The following is an 18314-nucleotide window of genomic DNA, read 5'->3' as shown; positions in this document are numbered from 1 at the left end:
GAAATGTTTACTTATAAAGTAATTCTTTTTTCCCTTTAGTAAAAACAGGATCGTTATACTTTTTAGCTTGTTTTAAAAGTTCAACTTGTAATTCACTAGCTATTTTCTTGTATTTAGCATTATTATAAAAATTAATATCCTCATCTGGATTTTCATCTAAATCAATTAACCAAGGTTTTTCTTTTTGAGATAATACTAACTTATATCTATTTGTAATAGCCGCAATCCAATTCTGACTAGAAGATGTCATGTAAGTAATTCTATCATTTACAACTTCTTTTTTGTTTGAAGTAAAATCTTCAGATCCATTCATTCCTACAGCATTTTTAATTTGATTAGCTCCCATTAACCCAAGAATAGTTGGTGCGAAATCAACAGTTGTATATGCTTTACGTATAATTTTACCCGCTTTTACTTTACTAGGGTAACGCAATACAAAAGGAATTTTAGCAGATCCTTCATAAGGATTTCCTTTATTATGTTTATGGTGCTCACCCATTAAATCTCCGTGATCTGAGGTAAAAACAACAATTGTATTTTCCGATAAATTGTTTTCATCCAAGAATTTTAGAATACGACCAACATTATCATCAATACATTTTACCATTCCAAAATAACGTTGCATTTTATCTTGCTCTAAATCATTTACAAGATTTTTCCCCTTAGCACCTGCCCAATCTGGCATTTCTGAAAGTGGAGTTTTTAAAGTTTTAGGTTTTTCAAAATGTAAATTTGAATACATTGTATCATACGGAGGACGGACTGTATTTGGTGTATGCGGATCTGGTATAGAAACCATTAAACAAAATGGTTTGTTTTTATCACGTTCTAAAACTTCCAACGTTTTTGTTACTAAATAATCCGTTGTGAAATTTTCATCAGTTATCGTTTTTAAATTTACACTTTGTCTTTGTGTTTTAGGATCATATTTACCATAAATTATAGGCTCTCCATTCTCATCATCTAAAGCTTTCCAATGCCCCCGATTAAACATATATTGATTGTCTGTAAATCCAAATTTTCTTTTTGGTGTAAATCCAGGTTTTGCATCTCCATCTAAATGCCATTTTCCTAAATATGATGTTGCATAACCATCTTGCTTTAATACTTCAGCAAATGTTATAACCTCATCTTTCATTGGAATATCATTTCTATAAGACCCTGTTGCAATAGGATAATTCCCAGAAACTAGTGATGCTCTAGAAGGTGTACAAACCGGAGAAGATGAATAAAAATTATTACAAATGGCACCTTCATTTGCTAATCTATCAATATTTGGTGTTTTCACTTCTACACCTTTTCCCCAAACAAATGCTTGGTCTTCACTTAAAATATTTCGGTAACAACCTAACGTTCTAAAATTGTGTTCATCTGTGTGAATAATAATTAAATTAGGTTTTGCTTTTTGTGCATTTGATACTTGTGGAAGTAAAATAATGCCTAACAATAAAACTGAATAAAGTTTTAATAATTTCATATGTATTTATTTAATTCGATTACCTAAAAAGTTTTGAAATTCGTCATTCTCAATTTAATTCAGAATGACGTTAATTTTACTTTTCAGACAATCACCTTGTTATTTTTTAATTTTTAATTTATAATCGTGTGCTCCAGGAGCGAAATTACTTCTGTAAATTTTTGTTCCATCCGCTTTTTTACCCCATCCAACTTCAATTCTATTATCGCCAAGTACAATATTGACTAACTTCTCTTTCATCTGCTCTGCTACTTTTTGATATTTTTTATTGAAAGCTAAATTATTAATCTCATGCGGATCCTTTTTCATATTATAAAGTGCTGGGTCTAACTCTTTATAAGTTGCGTTTAACGCCCAATTCATATCTTCACCCCTATTTTTGGTTGGACGAGTTTGCATTGAAAACACATATTCTTTAGTTCTAATAAATGCTCTTGGACCAGTAACTGCATGACTTTCACCAACAACATAATCTCTTTTAGGTGCTTTTTTGGATACTACTTTTGCCATATCTAAACCATCTAAATACTTAAATTTATCAGATTTAATATTAGCACCAGCTGCAGAAAGAATTGTTGGAGCAATATCTACAAATTCGGCATAATCTTTAACAACTTTTCCTGCAGGAAATTTCTTTTTATCTGAAGAAACTACTACTATTGGATTGTGAGCATCAATATCCCAAGGTGAAAATTTAGATACCGAACCGTGATCGTTTAATTTCCAGCCGTGGTCACCATTTACATAAACAATCATCCATGGTTTGTTTTCTTTTTTATTGTACTCAATAAAAGCATCAACAGATTGTCCAATTAAACCATCTCCATAAGCACAAAATGCAAAATAATCTTGAATCATTTTTTGTTTATCTGAATCCTTAAAATGATCGGTATAACCAGCTTCAACTTGCTTTTTCATTTGCTTTGCCATTGTTTTTAATTCCTTTTCATCAAATTCAGGAACTTTATAAGAATGCTTTTGAAAACGCTCTCTATAACTTGCTGGTGGCAATACTGGCGTGTGAGGGAAATCGAAACCTATATAAAAGAATTGTGGTTTTGAAGCATCAATTCCGTTTATTGTTTGTGAACCAACTGTAAATTTATTTTGTTCATTTTTTAAATAATCTTCAAAAATTGAAGCGTAGTAACCATCTCTAGTTTCTCCCGCTTTTCTTGAACTTACGCCTCCTAAAATTCCAGATGTAAATGGTGTTAGTTTTCCTTTCTTTTTATTATAATGTCTTAATAAATCATATTTTTTTACGGCCTTTGCAGCTGTTCCTGCATATTTAGGATTCATCTCTTCCAGCTCTTTTGAAATATATTCAAATTTACCTTCTTGAGTTACAAAATACTCCATATTTTTAATAGGCTTCGCTAACTTTTTACCATCTAACTCATAAAACCAATCTTTACCCCAACCTGTAAATCCATCCTTTCTTAACGCCTTAAAATCAAGATTGTTTTGATAAATATTATAAGGTCTTACTTTACCATTTTTAACAGTTTTTATTCGAACACCTAATTTTCCAATACGTAATGTTTGGTAACCTAAATCTGCTAATTGCTCTGGTAACGTTGGTTTAAAATGTTTTGCTGTATTATTGAAATATTCAAATTCATAAACACCAGAACGAAATGGATATCTTCCCATATGCATTGACGCACGAGAAGGTGCGCAACCTTGAGCCTGACAATAGGTATTTATAAATGTTGTTCCCATACTGGCCAAACGATCAATATTTGGAGATTCAACATAACCTAATTCACTCATTTCATTACCTGTAAGCATTTTATTGAATGAACGAACCGCATCATATCGATAATCATCTGTTAACACCCAAAGAATGTTTGGTTGTTGTGTTTGAGCAAAACCAAATTTAATTGTTGTTGCTAAAAGAAATAATGCAAAAAATATTTTAATTTTCATTTTACTTAATTTTTTCTAATTTTAACTTATAATCGTGTGCTCCAGGAGCAAAATTACTATGATACACCTTGGTATTAATAGCTTTCATTCCTTTACCCCAATTTATTTCTGCTCTATTATCTCCTAAAACAATATTTATCAACTTTTCCTTCATAGCTTTTGCTACTTTTTCATACTTTTTATTGAAAGCCAAATTGTTAATCTCATGTGGGTCTTTTTCCATATCATACAATGCAGGATCTAAATCTTTATAAGAAGTATTTAATGCCCAGTTCATATTTTCTCCTCGTTTTTTATTGGGTCTTGTTTGCATAGAAAATGCATAGTCTTTAGTTCTTATAAATGCTCTTGGGCCTGTAACGGCATGACTTTCACCAACTACATAATCTCTTTTTACTGCTTTTCCTGAAACTACATTCGCTAAGTTCATTCCGTCTAAATAATTAAATTTTTCAGTTTCAATATTGGCTCCTGCTGCAGCAATAATTGTAGGAGCAATGTCCATAAATTCAGTATAATCCTTTACCACTTTACCTTCTGGGAATTTATTTTTATCCGAAGAAACTACTACTATTGGGTTATGAGCATCAATGTCCCAAGGTGTAAATTTTGAATATGCACCATGTTCATTCAATTTCCAACCGTGATCTCCATTCACATAAACAACTAACCAAGGTTGTTTTTTCTTTTTACTGTAATCAATAAAAGCATCTACAGATTGTCCAACTAAATCATCTCCATATGCACAAAAAGCATAATAATCTTGAATCATTTTTTGTTTTTGCTCATCTGTAAAATCATTAGAATAAGCATTGTTTACCTGCTTTTTAAGTTGCTTTGGCATTTTAGCCCATTCTTCCTTACTTAATTCAGGTAATTTGTAGGTGTGTTTTTGAAAACGCTCACGATATTCTAATGGTGGAAGTACTGGAGTATGAGGAAAATCGTAACCAATATGACAAAACAAAGGCTTAGAAGTATCTACACCATTGAATGATAATTTACCTAATTTAAATTCCTTGTTTTCGCTAGTTAAAAATTCTTTAAAAGAAGTAGTATAATATCCATCACGTGTTTTACCTGCTGGTCTTGGACTTATACCTCCCAATATACCATCATTAAATTCAGTTTCTGGTTTTTTGTTAGTGTGCTTACGCAACAAATCTAACTTATCATAAATTTCTTTTGCCATACCCGCAAATTGAGGGTTTTGTTTTTCCAACTCTTTACTGAAAAAATAGTATTTGCCATCTTCAGTTTTTAAGTACTTAATATTTTTAAAAGGTTTTACCAATTTCTGACCATCAATTTCTTTCAATAAAGATATCTTACCCCATTCTGCAAAACCTTCATTTGCAAGTGTTTTTGAATCAATATCTATTTGGTACATATTAGGAGAGACTGCCTTACCATTTTTAATTGTTCTTAATCTTACGCCTAACTTTCCTATGTGAAGTGTTTGATATCCCAATTTTTCCATCTGTTCTGGTAAATGTGGATATGAATTTTCTGTGTTATTATTATGATACTCAAACTCATATACTCCGGAGCGGAAAGGATAACGTCCATAGTGCATTGATGCTCTTGAAGGCGCACAACCTTGAGCCTGACAATAGGTATTTACAAATGTTGTACCCATACTGGCTAAACGGTCAATATTTGGAGATTCTACATAACCTAATGCACTTTCTTCTTTTCCTGTTAACATTTTATTGAATGAACGAACAGCATCATAACGATGATCATCTGTTAAAACCCAAAGTACATTTGGTTGTTTTTTTTGCTGTGCTAGAACAGATTTACTTGAAATAAGTACAGTTATAATAATTAAGATTAAATACTTTAATTTTTTCATTTTGATTATTTTAATTTAAAACTTTTATTATATATCGGTTTTGTTTTTATACTATTAATTTTTAAAACATTCTCATTTTTATTTAGTTCTGGCCAATAAACCCCATCAATATAAATTGCATCATTAGGTTGAAGTGGAATGAACTTTAATTCCAATTTCATATCAGAAGAATAATCAGACAATAAATGTTTAGTGCTAAAATCCCATACATTACCGTTATAATAATTATCGTATTTAAATTCTCCGTTTTTGTAAAAACGTAAAGCACTTGCTTCATAATCAACAAGAACTCTAACATCATTTAGGTTTGAAGGTATACCTTTAGGAAAGCTAAATTCAACAACAGTTCCTTTATGCCAAACTGAATCTAAAGGACGTGCAATTTTGTTGTTTTTCTTCTGATTATTTGAACGATTTTTAAAACTCAAATTCTTACCATTTTGAGTTTCTTTAATGGTAATTGGAACTTCTTGTTTTTCAAAATTTACTTCAATTTTATCAAATAAGCCATCTTTTGTAGTGGTTACATTTTCAATATTGTTTGAAGAATATACCCAAACTGAATTATTAGTATTCTCACTTATCACTTTAATGGTATTATTCACATTGTTAAATGTAATCACCTCTGCATTAGACAAGTATAGTTTATCTTCATTTTTATAAAGCTGCTTTGCTTGTTTTTGCGATAAAACTATAAAACGAATTAATTCTCCATTTTTTTGTTTTACATCAAAGTAGCAATTCAATCCAGCCTCAGTAATTGAAATTTTAATTGTTTCTTTTAATTTTGAAACTTTAGCATTGTTAGCTGTTACAGCTTCAAGATTTGTATTATCTAATAAAAATTCAGCGTCAATTCCTTCATTTTCAAAGAAAACATAGGTATTACTTTCTTTTAATGAAAGTACTGGTTGTGCTGAAGCATATTTTATAGTAGTTTCTTGAAGTGTTAAATTAAAAGGCCAATAAAAGTAGGAGTCAATAGGAATATTGATTGCTTTTTCTGGAATTTTCAATGTTTCATTTTTTAACTTTATTTCAAATTGAATATTGTTAAATTGATAAGCCGTGTCTAATTTCACATGGTTATTCACAAAAATAAATCCTGTTTTACCATCAGTTCTAATTGCTCTTTGAAGCTTTTTGGTATCGCTAATTTTATGTCCTTTCAGTTCATCTAACTCACTAGGAACAAATGTTTTACAAGGAGCTACATACTGCCCAAAATCTGTCATAAAATTTAATTGAACAGGAAATTCGTGAAAACTTTTACGCACTTGTCCAAATTCCCCAATAGCAGCCTGAAAATCACGGCTAATAACACCGTTATCATTTGCTCCTTGTTCAATATCACGATTCATATAGGTTAATTTTCCTTTAGGATTGTTCCCTCCAACATTCATAAAATATCCTATGCCATTCGCTCCACTTCCAAACTCTACTAGTGAAAGTGCTCCGTTATCTAAATAATTAAGATTCGTTCTTCTGTGATATGCCATATCCATTCCAATTCCAGTTTCACAGGTTAAATATGGATTTGAATTATAAGAAGTTTGGACACCTTCAGTTTCTTTGGCTCCATCACTTAATTCAGTATTAACATCATTTGAGGCCCTATAAATACTAAAACTAAATGCCTCAGTTACATGTTTTGCATCTGCAGGAATCCAAAAATAGTCGGTATATGAACCATATGAAGGAATGGTGTTGTCTTGTGTGAAAGGAGCGTCTGCCCATCCTGTTACAGAATATAATGGAACATCCATTCCGTATTTTATTGCCGTTTCTTTTTCCCAGTCCATTAAAGCAGGACTTCCTTTTGAAACGTGATGCGAAAACTCATTATCTAATTGAATAGCATAAATTGGACCTCCATCTTTCCAATACAAACCCTCCATTTGTTCTGCTAACTTTTGGTATAAAATATCAACCGAAGCTAAATATTCTGGATCCATTGTACGTAATTTTCCTCCTCTACCACTGTTCCCAAATGGATTTTTAGGATCTCCTAATCTAGATACTAGCCAATCTGGGTGACCTCCATTTCTACATTCTCCATTTACCCAAGGACCAATTCGTGCAAAAAATTTAAGATCGTGTTTTTGACACAATTTAATAAAACGTCTTAAATCATTATTTCCAGAAAAATTCCATTCACCTTCAATTTCTTCGTGCATAATCCATAAAACATAAGCCGAAACACCATCAAAACCCTGAGCTTTCATCTTCAAAAGAGCATCTTCCCATTGATTAGCTGGGTAACGTTGATAGTGAAATTCACCATAAGAAGGAATCCAAGGCTTATCATTTAACGTTAAATATTCACTATTCACTGTAATTTTATCGCCTTTAGGTGAAACACCAGACATATTAGGTATGTTTGGAGGTGTCTTCATCTCAACTTTAGAAAAATCTGAAGTTAATGGGGTATCATAGGTTATGATATTTTCAACTTTTTTTGAATTAGTAGCTGTTTTACAAGAATAAAATAAGATTGTAATTCCTAAAAGAAGAATGATTTTTTTCATAATATGTTTATATAGTTGATTGATGTCTATTTATAAATTGTATTTCTATAACAACCAATACAACTTCTTCTAATTGTCTTCACTTGAAACCCAAAATATATTTGGTTGCTGTATTTGTTGAGCAATAGAAATATTTATTTTCACTAATAATAGCTTTGAAAAAATTAAAGCTATATTTTTTATTTTCATAATAAAACCTATTTCAATTTGTTTATGCAATTTAAAACAAAGTTAAATTGAGTGGACAGCTATATGTGTCTAAAACTAAAACGTATGTTTTTTTATGCGTATATATTCTAAAAACAGTTATTTGTATATTGTTTGTATAGTGTTTAAACACCATCATTTCTAAATAAAAAAGAGAGTATTATAAAAGTTAGAAACTACTTTATCTTCCAATTTCAAAACCATTAACTAATAAAAATGCATCCAAAATATTCAATTTTTATAATTGAAATATCCCGGATGCATTATAATTAGAAGTATTCTCTTCTTAATTTTTTAATCTAAAACTGGAGTTCTTTTATCGTCCATACGCTTCATTGCGTTTTCTTCATAAACACGTTTTAACATCCAAAGTGGACGCTCTAATTCACATTCCCAATTCCATAAATGAGTAAACATTTCTTTTACTTTTTCAGGATGTTTATAGGCTAAGTTGTTATTCTCCTCTTGGTCCTTTTCTATATTGTATAATTCAGCAGGTCTATCTGGAAACCTCAACATTTTCCAATCTCCCATACGAATAATACCTCTATTTTCTTTTTTCCAAAATAACATTTCGTGAGGTGCCGCTTTATTTTCACCAGTGATGTAAGGTATTAAATCAACTCCATCAATATTTTTAATTTTAGACGCATCTCCAGCACCTGCATTTACAAATGTTGGTAACATATCTAACATACTTACAGGTTTATTATAAGTTGTTCCAGGTTTAATTACATTTGGTAATTTTAGTATACAAGGAACACGAATTCCACCCTCAAGGTTATTAGATTTACAACCACTTAATGGGTAATTACAAGTCATAGAACCATCAGGACCACCATTATCATTTGAAAACACTACAAGTGTGTTTTCTTCTAAACCTAATTCTTTCAATTTTTCTAATATTTGACCACAAGCTCTATCTAAGGCAATTGTCATAGCAGCCAATGTTTTACGTTTCCCTGTTAAACCCTTTACTTTAGCCAAATCTTCTTTTGTAGCTTGCATTGGGGTGTGAACGGCATTAAAAGAAACATACATGAAAAATGGTTTCTTTTTATTTCTCTCCATAAAGTTACAAGCTTCATCCGCAATAGCATCTGTTAAATATTTAGATGGTTCTTCATATTTTTGATACCCAATTTCCAATCTATTTTCAGGTCTTTCAGCAGCTTCTGTTTGTGTTAATGGCCAAAAACTTCTTGCTCCTCCTCTAAAACCATAAAACTCATCAAATCCTCTTTTTAAAGGATGGTATCTATCTGCGTTTCCTAAATGCCATTTTCCTAATATTTGCGACTTATAACCTAATGGTTTTAAATAATCGGCAATGGTTTTTAAATGTAATGGCAACCCCATTTCATCACCCATTAATTTTGAAGAATGGCTCATATAACCAGGAACATTGTTTTCTTCAATTCCAAAACGTTGTTGGTACATTCCTGTTAACAAACCTGCTCTTGAAGGTCCACAAACAGCTGCAGTTGTATAGGCTTGCTTCATTACAACTCCTTCAGTAGCTAACTTGTCTAAATTTGGTGTTTTAAATGTTTTACTTCCTTGGAAACCAAAATCGTGGTAACCTGCATCATCTGCAAATAGGAATACAATATTTGTTTTCTTCTGCGCGAATAACACAGATGAAAAAACGAAACTTAATGCGAAAAATAAAATTAGTCTTTTTGTTCTCATAATTACTGTATTTTAACTGAAGCAAGATATGTTTTCCTAACTTGCTTTCTTGTTTTAGATTATTTTAATGTTATAATATTTGTGTTTGAAATTTGAAAAAATATGGCAAGTTTATATTTATTCTTACCATATTTAATCTATACAGTTTATTGAATTTTTATATGTATACTTTTACTATACAATGAAGCTGAAGTGGCTTTAACCAATACTTCCCCTCCTTTTTGTAACGATTGTATTAATAGTAACCCTCTACCTTGAGAAGTTTTTAATTTATTAGATTGAAAATCTTGTATGCTCTTATTTGAGCCGTTATCTACACCCAAAACTTTAGCATTACCTTCAACTTCAAAAGTTAAATTAGCTTCTGATGTTTTTACAGCATTCCCATCTTTATCTACTAGTTGTGCTATAATATGAGCAACATCATAACCATCTGCAGTTAATGTTGTTTTATCTGTAGTTAATTTAATACTTACTGGCTCAGAAGTTGTTTTTAATTCTGAAATAACCTCAGCACCATCAAAACCTGCTTTAGCAGTTAAAACTCCTACTTCAAAAGGAACAGCCCAACGGAAAACTCTATCCTGGCATTCGCTCATACTTTTACTTCCTAAAGATTTTCCATTTAAGAATAATTCAACAATGTGATGATTTGAAGAAACTTCAACTAAAACGGTATCACCTTTTTTATAATTCCAATGTTCCTTTGAAGTAAAAGTGTTCCAACTTAACGCTTTCTTAGATTTAGCAACTGGTTTTCCGCTTAATGCATCTACTGTAAAATCCGTTTCATTTATAGGTAATGTAGCTATAGAAACATGAGGCTTATTCACCCAAATACTTTTAAAATAATTCCACCCAGTTTTTTTAAACCCAGCAAAATCTAACATATCTCCATCCCAACCTTTTTGTGGCCATTTCTCATTTGCTTCACCCAAATAATCAATTCCGGTCCACATATACATACTAAACACCATTGGATTTTCTATAATTGAATTCCAATCTTGCCAACTACCAGAATTTTCTGAACCTGTGAATAATTTATTAGGATAATTCTTTTTGCTCCAATTGTACTGATTTGTTTGGTAGCTAAACCCAACCACATCTAAAGCATCCGCATAACCAGAAGCTAAACTTGCTACAGGAATAATTAAATTTGCAGTTACCGGTCGAGTTGTATCTAATTTTTTCACCCATCTGGAAAGTCTTTTTGCAGTTTCAGCAAGTTTGTATTTTCTATCTGGTAATGCTTTGTAACGAGCCTGCATTTCAGCTGCTGTTAATTGGGGAATCTTATTCCAATAACCTCCTTTTACCTCTGGATCCCATAAACCACTTACATGTTTATAATCTGGATAAGTCCATTCAATTTCATTACCAATACTCCACTGAAATACAGAAGGGTGATTTCTATCTCTTAAAATGGTTCTTGTTAAATCACTTTCTCCCCACTTTTGAAAATGCTCCGTATAACCGCGAGTTATATATTTTACACTTCTTTCATTTAAATTAAATTGTTTGTCTTTTGGGTTATCCATTTCGTCAAAAATTTCATTTTGAACCAAGAATCCCATTTCATCACATAAGTCTAAAAATTCTTTAGAAAATGGATTATGTGAAGTTCTAATAGCATTACAACCACCTTCTTTTAATGAAGCTAATCTGCGTCTCCAAACTCCTTTTGGAACAGCTGAACCTACTAAACCACCATCATGATGAATACAAACACCTTTTACATAGGTAGATTTTCCATTTAAAAAGAACCCTTGATCATTTGTTTCTAAACTGCGAATACCAAACGGAGTTGTATACGTATCAACAACCTTTCCTTTTAAAGTAATTGTTGAAACTACAGTATACATATTAGGTGTATCAGTATTCCATAATTTAGGGTTAGAAACAGATAATAATTGCGTGTTAACCAAATTTTTACCTGCAGAAACTTTTAATTCTTTTTTCTGAATTGAAACACTACTTCCTTTACCGTCTAAAATTTCATTTGTTAACACAAATTTCTTTGTTTTTCTATCACTATTTTTAACTTTAGTTTCAATACTAACTACTGCTTTTTCATTTGTAATTTCAGGAGTAGTTACAAAAGTTCCCCAAATAGGAATGTGTAATTTATTTACAGAAATTAATTTTACATTTCTATAAATACCACTACCCGTATACCAACGGCTATCTGCATAACGAGAATGATCTACATGAACTGTAATAATATTTTCTGAACCATCAGTTTTTAAATATTTTGTTAATTCAAAATATGTTGGTGAATATCCATAAGGATTTTCACCTAACAATTTACCATTTAACCAAAAAGTAGCATTGTTATAAACTCCATCAAATAACACAAAAATGTTTTTTTCTGAAGTATTTGAAGGTGTTTTAAAGTGTTTTTGGTAAACACCAACTCCACCAGGTAAATAACCAGTACAACCTTCTAAATTTTCTCCAAAAGAAGCTTCAACACTCCAATCATGTGGTAATCTAACATCTCGCCAATCAGCATCATTTAACGGTAATTGAGTTGGCTTCTCTGTTTCTTCAACTAAGGTAAATTTCCAATCAAAGTTAAAATCTTGGCTTCTTTCAGTCTGTGCGTATCCGCTATAACTCAGTATTATTACGAGTATAACTAATAGTCTTTTAATCATCTGTTTATCTTTTATTTTTGTTCTTTAAATAATTTATTTATAGTTCCTTTCTCCTCCGCTTGTTTTAGAAATGATTTCTTCTCGTGTTTTCTTAGTTTTTAAAACATTAGGAATATGCTTATCTGGCCAATGGTTTTCTACATTGTCTTTATTCCATTTATCATATTCAGCTTGCAACTCCTTTACTTTTACTGGCATCGCTTCAACTAAATTATGATGTTCCAATGAATCATTTTTTATATTAAATAGAAAAAGGTCATCTCTAACAACTTCTTTTATCAATTTGTAATCTCCTTTACGCACTGCATAACCCTCACCATCGCTATATCTCCAAAAAAGTTTTTCATGCGGAACTTTATTTGATTTTTCCTCTTTCACAAAAGGAAGTAAATTAACCCCGTCCAATAAATTTTCTTTTTCACAACTAACATCTGCCGCTTTTAAAATGGTAGTAAAAATATCATAAGCAATTACTGGCTCATCATATTGCACACCATTTTTAAGTTTATTTGGCCAAGACATTAAGAAAGGAACACGAATACCACCTTCAAACAACATTCCTTTTTGTCCTCTATAAGGTTCTTGCGAAGTACCATTTCCATGTCCTCCATTATCGCTATAAAAAAAGATTAGCGTATTTTCATACTCTCCACTTTGTTTTAATTTTTCAATTACTTTCCCAATACCAACATCCATTCCTGCAACCATTGCTCCATAAGCAGCTCTTTTACCGTCCTCAATATGGTCAGTTAATTTCAAGTATTCACTTGTAGCTTGAATAGGTGCGTGAGGAGCGTTGTACGCCAAATACATGAAAAATGGTTTATCGTTTTTGCTATATTCATTAATATATTCTACTGCAGCATCTGTAAAATCATCAGTTAGGTAGCTTAAATTCTCACGAGGTTCTGGTTTTCCATCTCGCATAATTCTATGCCAGTTTGAAAAGTTTTCCTCCCAAGATTTACCCCAATAGTTACGAGAACCACCAGAAAACCCAAACCAATCATCAAATCCTCTATTATTTGGCCAATACTCAGCTACATTTCCTAAATGCCACTTCCCAATTGCACAAGTTTGATAACCATTATCTTTTAAAACTTCTGAAATCATTTTTTCACCTAAAGGAACACCTGGTACCGGACCATCAAAATCTTTGCCTATATTATTCTCACAGCCAAATCTTTGTTGATATCTACCAGCCATCAAACCAGAACGGCTTGGACCACAATATGGGTGAGAACTGTAACCTGCGCTAAAAACAACTCCTTGGTTTGCCAGATCGTCTAACGTAGGGGTTGGAATATCTGTACAACCATTAAAACCAACATCTCCCCAACCTAAATCATCTGCTAAAATGATAAGAACATTTGGTTTTTTAGTTTTTATAGCCTGTGCTTTAATAACGTTACAACTTAGTAGCGCAACTATAACTGTAAAGAATACTATTTTTTTCATTGTTTTATTATTTTGAAATATGTGCTATTAATTTTTAACCAATTTATATGTGTGAATCCAATCTACGTACATTGTATTTCTAGAATCATCGTTTAAACTTTCTTTTGTTGCAAATCCATCCCAAGTGTTTGACCATAATCCGAAATATAGATTCAACTCCAACGTAAATTTTCTTTGAGCTGATGAAAACCCAACATATTCACCATCTAAAAACCAATGACATTTACGATCATCTTCCCAATACAATCCCATTGTGTGGTAGGTTTCTGTAAAATTTTTGTTTCTATTTTTATTTTTTTCTGAAAGAAATTTTGTTGAAGCATAACTAGGACTACGCAAGTTTTTTCCATTTACTGCATGATGAATATTAGATTGCATTATAAACGGAAAATCTTCAATGGTTTGTTTTGTTTTCGGGTTGGTAGGGTTTGCATTGTTCTCACAAATATCTATCTCATTCCTATTTTCAGAATTTCCATTATTTAACCAATAGGTATTGTATGCCGAAATATCGGATGCTTTCATGCTACATTCAGTATACATTGGATAGCCAATTTGTGCTTTAGACATTATTCTACCCGTTCTCATCCATCTAACCGAATCTGAATTTTTTTCAGCTTTAATAGTTAGTTTTCCATTTTTTACTGAAACCTGACTTTTCATCATAATATTTGGTGGTGGATAATTCCAAAGAGAATAACTCCATTTTGAAGTGTCAAACTCTTTAAACTCATCTGTTAATGCTTCAACCACTTCCCACTTATATCCTTTTGGAGCACTGGGTTGCGCAAAAACTGTATTACAAATTAGAATTATCAATACGTAAAATAGCTGACTTCTACATTTCATAAATATATTTTTTAATTGTAATGTTTATTAAACTTTAGGAATAATCCGTGATGGAATATTTAACTTACCATCATGCGCTCCTTTCGCAAAATTGCTAATTTTATAAGTGTTTGCCTTAGACCAATCGCATTCTACACGCCCATCTCCTAAAACTATATTTCCAAGTTTTTCTCTAAACCACTGAGCTAAATCTTTATATTGCTTTTCATTAGCCAAATTGTTTAATTCAAACGGATCATTTCTTAAATCATATAAGGCCAATTCAGCTTTCTCAACAGGACATTCCAATGCCCATTTAATATTTTCATTTGGTAAACCTTTTTTAATAGATCTAGTTCTCATAGAAAATGAAAATTCCTTTGATCTTAAATATGCTCTTGGACCAGCAACTAAACTAATTTCACCAACTATATATTCTCTTTTTTCTTTATCATTTTTCAAAAAATCAAAAAGGTTCATTCCATCTAAGTAGTTATATTTCTCATTATTAATATCAACACCACTTGCTGAAAGAATTGTAGGTGCAATATCTACATACTCAATCATTTGACGCTTAATTTTATTTACAGGTACTTTATTTTTATCTGAAGAAACTAAAATTACAGCATTGTTTAAAGATTGTTGCCATGGACCGAATTTAGCTTCAATTCCTTGTTCCCCTAAATGCCAACCGTGATCTCCAACTGCAAAAATTATTAAATACTCTTGTTTGTTTTTGTTACAATAATCTTTAAAAGCCTTTACTGCATCACCAATTAATGAGTCTCCATAAGCACAAAAAGCATAATAATCTTGAATAGCTTGTTGCTTATCAGCATCATTCATTCTACTCATATTTAAATTATTGTATAACTTAACCAATTGAGGAGGAAGTTTATCTAAGTTCTCTTTACCAAACTCTGGAACTTTGTATTTTTTAGTTTTAAACTTATCTCTAAATTCTTTTGGAGGTAATACCGGAGTATGTGGCAAATGAAAACCTAAATTAATTAGTAAAGGTTTATTTGAATTTGCTCCTTTATGTTTTGCGCCCCAAGTTGTTTTAAAATCTACATTCTGATTCGCTAAATATAACTTAAACTCTTCTACAATTTTACCATCAACAGTTTGTCCTGCAGGCATTGGGTTTTCACCTCCAAAAATTAAAGTTTTATTATATCTAGTATAAGCTCTTAAAATATCAAACCTATCCTCTATTTCTTTCTTTTTCTTAATGTCAGCATCGCTTATTTCACCTTTTTTCTTTTTTACAATGTACTTCTCAATAGTTCCATCTGGTAACCTAACTCTTTCTTCATCACCTGCAGTTTTCCAATTTCCTTTTTCATAAAAAGGTTGCTTCCACATATCACCAACATCATTTTTTTGTAAATCATGCTTAAAATGAACTTTATAATTATAGTGTCCCGCATCAATATATCCTTGACCAGGTCCCCATTTAAAAATATAAGAATCTCCTTTTCCAAACAACGCTGTAACATATCCTTCTTTTTGAAGTGTTTGAAGAAATGAAGGTTTTACAAAATCTGGTTCTTGATGGCTTAATTCAAAAGCATAATGTCCATTTCTAAAAGGATATCTACCACTAATTAATGAACCTCTTGAAGGTCCACAAGCAGGTGAATTATTGTATGCATTTACAAACATAACTCCTTCACTTGCCAATTTATCTATGTTGGGTGAAGACACATAACCAAGTGTGCTCTCACTCTTTCCCAATGTAGCTTGGTTATAACACTCTAATGCATCTGGGCGATGGTCATCTGTAATAATCCATAATACATTAGGTTGGTTTTGCGCATAAAATGTAAACGTAAATACCAATGTAAACAATAGTAGTTCTAGTCTTTTTTTCATTTCTCTAATTTTTTATTGGTTTTATATATGAATAGTAAACTCCATACGTTTCATTACCTTCTATAAAATCGTTTACCAATAAGGTTTTTCCTTTTTCTAATTTTACTTTAAAAAGAACTTCTTCATCATTCTCATTTATTTCTTTTTCAAGAATCTGATTTGCAATTTTAATTTTTGCTTTTGTTGGATGGATGGATTTGTAATTATATAAATTTTTAGGATTTTTTTGAGGAATTCCCCAAATTGGACCTGGACATTCTTTTGGCCATCTTCTACAAGAAATTTCATAAATACCTGCTTTTTCAATTTCCAAAGAGTGCATATTATTTATATTTTTCATCCCTTCGGAAACTTGCTCTGGTTTCCAAATTCCTCCACCTTCTCCAATTGCATGTTGAATAGTTAATTTAATTTCTTCTTGAGCCTTATTTCCAACAACATAAACAGGGAATTCTTTATAAATTGGACTTAGTTTTGTTGATTTTAAAAATTCTGAATTATCAGCAAGTAATTTCTTTACTAATTCTTGATGTTCAGAAGCAATATTATGTTTTTGTTTTGGATCTTTTATAATATCATACAATTGTTTACCATTAACCAAACGCCATTGATTTTTTAAAATACACGTTTCATCTTCATCCATTGGTGGTCTCCAATCTTGACGGTTATGTACAAAAACTGTACGCTCATCAATTCCTCCTTTTTGAGATTTTAATAATGAAGAAAAATCAACACCATCTAATTTCATTTGTTCAGGAATTGTAAGTCCACATAACTTTGCCAATGTTGGAACTAAATCAACATGAGCAGCTAGCGTATTTATATCTTTTCCTCCTTCAATTTCTCCATTTGGCCAGCGAATAAAAAATGGTGCAATATGACCTCCCTCTAACTTACTTCCTTTAATACCTCTGTAACCTCTATTGTATCCTAACTTTCCATCGGCACTATAACCATAACGAGTTCCATTATCACTCATAAAAATTACAATGGTATTTTTAGATAGATTTTTCTCTTCTAAAAAAGCATTCAGTTTCCCGAAATTCTCATCAATATTGGCAATCATACCATAAAGATTTGCGCTAATTATATCTTTACCTTCAAACTGCTTGTATGGTTCTGCATATTTTTCAGCAACTATCAATGGATCGTGAGGTGCATTTGTAGGCAAATAAACAAAAAATGGTTGATCAGCATCTTTGTTTTTATCAATATACTTCATTGTTTCCTTAAACCATACATCTGTACAATAACCTTCAAATTGTTGTGGCACATTATTTACATAATATACATCATCAAAATAACTATTCCCCCAATAATCTGATAGTTCACCAACACCTCCAGCTAAATGATGAATTGCAGTATCAAAACCGCAATCCGTTGGACGTACAGGGTAATTATCACCCAAATGCCATTTACCAAATAAAGCCGTTTTGTATCCATTATTTTTGAATACATTGGCCATTGTTTGTGTATTTCTAGTTAAAGCATCTCTACCTTTAAACGTTGACCAAGCTCCATTATTAATAGGGTATCTGCCCGTCATAATAGCACCTCTGGTTGGTGTGCAAAGCGGACTAACATGAAAATCAGTCATTCGAACGGATTCATTATAAAAAGAATCAATATTTGGTGTTTTTAACCAAGGATTTCCGTGGCAACCTAAATCACCAATTCCTAAATCATCAGTAAGTACTAAAATTACGTTGGGTGCTTTTTGTTCCGTTTTTTCAATCTCCTTTGCTTTACAAGCAGTTAACTGAACTAAAATAATACAACTTAAAAATATGTTTCTAAACATG

General features: G+C 31.4%; 10 protein-coding genes. All 10 read right to left on the bottom strand.

Annotated elements, in window-relative coordinates; genetic code table 11:
• Positions 1 to 7: 7 nt before the first annotated feature.
• Positions 8 to 1477: a sulfatase family protein gene (locus DAD81_RS11945; protein ID WP_111708498.1), complete on the bottom strand. Its 1470-nt coding sequence runs from the start codon at positions 1475 to 1477 to the stop codon at positions 8 to 10.
• A 99-nt stretch (positions 1478 to 1576) separates the two neighbouring features.
• Entirely contained in the window at positions 1577 to 3409 is a 1833-nt protein-coding gene (locus tag DAD81_RS11940; RefSeq protein ID WP_111708497.1) for a sulfatase-like hydrolase/transferase, read from the bottom strand.
• A 1-nt stretch (position 3410) separates the two neighbouring features.
• The gene (locus tag DAD81_RS11935; RefSeq protein ID WP_111708496.1) at positions 3411 to 5264 is read right to left on the bottom strand and encodes a sulfatase-like hydrolase/transferase; all 1854 of its coding nucleotides are present in this window, start codon (positions 5262 to 5264) and stop codon (positions 3411 to 3413) included.
• Between the two features lie 5 nt (positions 5265 to 5269).
• Positions 5270 to 7792 carry a beta-galactosidase gene (locus tag DAD81_RS11930; protein WP_111708495.1) on the bottom strand — a complete coding sequence of 841 codons (2523 nt, stop codon included), beginning with the start codon at positions 7790 to 7792 and terminating at the stop codon, positions 5270 to 5272.
• Positions 7793 to 8293: 501 nt separating this feature from the next.
• Entirely contained in the window at positions 8294 to 9691 is a 1398-nt protein-coding gene (locus DAD81_RS11925; protein ID WP_111708494.1) for a sulfatase-like hydrolase/transferase, read from the bottom strand.
• A 146-nt stretch (positions 9692 to 9837) separates the two neighbouring features.
• Entirely contained in the window at positions 9838 to 12348 is a 2511-nt protein-coding gene (locus DAD81_RS11920) for a glycoside hydrolase family 2 TIM barrel-domain containing protein (protein WP_179950053.1), read from the bottom strand.
• A 33-nt stretch (positions 12349 to 12381) separates the two neighbouring features.
• Entirely contained in the window at positions 12382 to 13806 is a 1425-nt protein-coding gene (locus DAD81_RS11915) for a sulfatase family protein (protein WP_111708493.1), read from the bottom strand.
• A 27-nt stretch (positions 13807 to 13833) separates the two neighbouring features.
• Positions 13834 to 14655: a family 16 glycosylhydrolase gene (locus tag DAD81_RS11910; protein WP_111708492.1), complete on the bottom strand. Its 822-nt coding sequence runs from the start codon at positions 14653 to 14655 to the stop codon at positions 13834 to 13836.
• Between the two features lie 27 nt (positions 14656 to 14682).
• On the bottom strand, positions 14683 to 16512 hold the full coding sequence (locus tag DAD81_RS11905; protein ID WP_111708491.1) for a sulfatase-like hydrolase/transferase: 1830 nt from the start codon (positions 16510 to 16512) through the stop codon (positions 14683 to 14685).
• 4 nt (positions 16513 to 16516) lie between these two features.
• Positions 16517 to 18313 (bottom strand): arylsulfatase, encoded by a 1797-nt coding sequence (locus DAD81_RS11900; protein ID WP_111708490.1) that lies wholly within the window; start codon positions 18311 to 18313, stop codon positions 16517 to 16519.
• Position 18314: the final 1 nt, after the last annotated feature.

The sequence above is a fragment of the Lutibacter citreus genome, from assembly GCF_003260195.1.
Classification (GTDB): domain Bacteria; phylum Bacteroidota; class Bacteroidia; order Flavobacteriales; family Flavobacteriaceae; genus Lutibacter; species Lutibacter citreus.
This window is presented reverse-complemented; position numbering and strand designations above follow the sequence as displayed.

What these genes read in the sequence shown, in the direction of transcription:
- DAD81_RS11930 (WP_111708495.1), bottom strand. Translation starts at nt 7,792, where the DNA reads ATGAAAAAAATCATTCTTCTTTTAGGAATTACAATCTTATTTTATTCT.
- DAD81_RS11945 (WP_111708498.1), bottom strand. Translation starts at nt 1,477, where the DNA reads ATGAAATTATTAAAACTTTATTCAGTTTTATTGTTAGGCATTATTTTA.
- DAD81_RS11935 (WP_111708496.1), bottom strand. Translation starts at nt 5,264, where the DNA reads ATGAAAAAATTAAAGTATTTAATCTTAATTATTATAACTGTACTTATT.
- DAD81_RS11900 (WP_111708490.1), bottom strand. Translation starts at nt 18,313, where the DNA reads ATGTTTAGAAACATATTTTTAAGTTGTATTATTTTAGTTCAGTTAACT.
- DAD81_RS11940 (WP_111708497.1), bottom strand. Translation starts at nt 3,409, where the DNA reads ATGAAAATTAAAATATTTTTTGCATTATTTCTTTTAGCAACAACAATT.
- DAD81_RS11920 (WP_179950053.1), bottom strand. Translation starts at nt 12,348, where the DNA reads ATGATTAAAAGACTATTAGTTATACTCGTAATAATACTGAGTTATAGC.
- DAD81_RS11910 (WP_111708492.1), bottom strand. Translation starts at nt 14,655, where the DNA reads ATGAAATGTAGAAGTCAGCTATTTTACGTATTGATAATTCTAATTTGT.
- DAD81_RS11915 (WP_111708493.1), bottom strand. Translation starts at nt 13,806, where the DNA reads ATGAAAAAAATAGTATTCTTTACAGTTATAGTTGCGCTACTAAGTTGT.
- DAD81_RS11925 (WP_111708494.1), bottom strand. Translation starts at nt 9,691, where the DNA reads ATGAGAACAAAAAGACTAATTTTATTTTTCGCATTAAGTTTCGTTTTT.
- DAD81_RS11905 (WP_111708491.1), bottom strand. Translation starts at nt 16,512, where the DNA reads ATGAAAAAAAGACTAGAACTACTATTGTTTACATTGGTATTTACGTTT.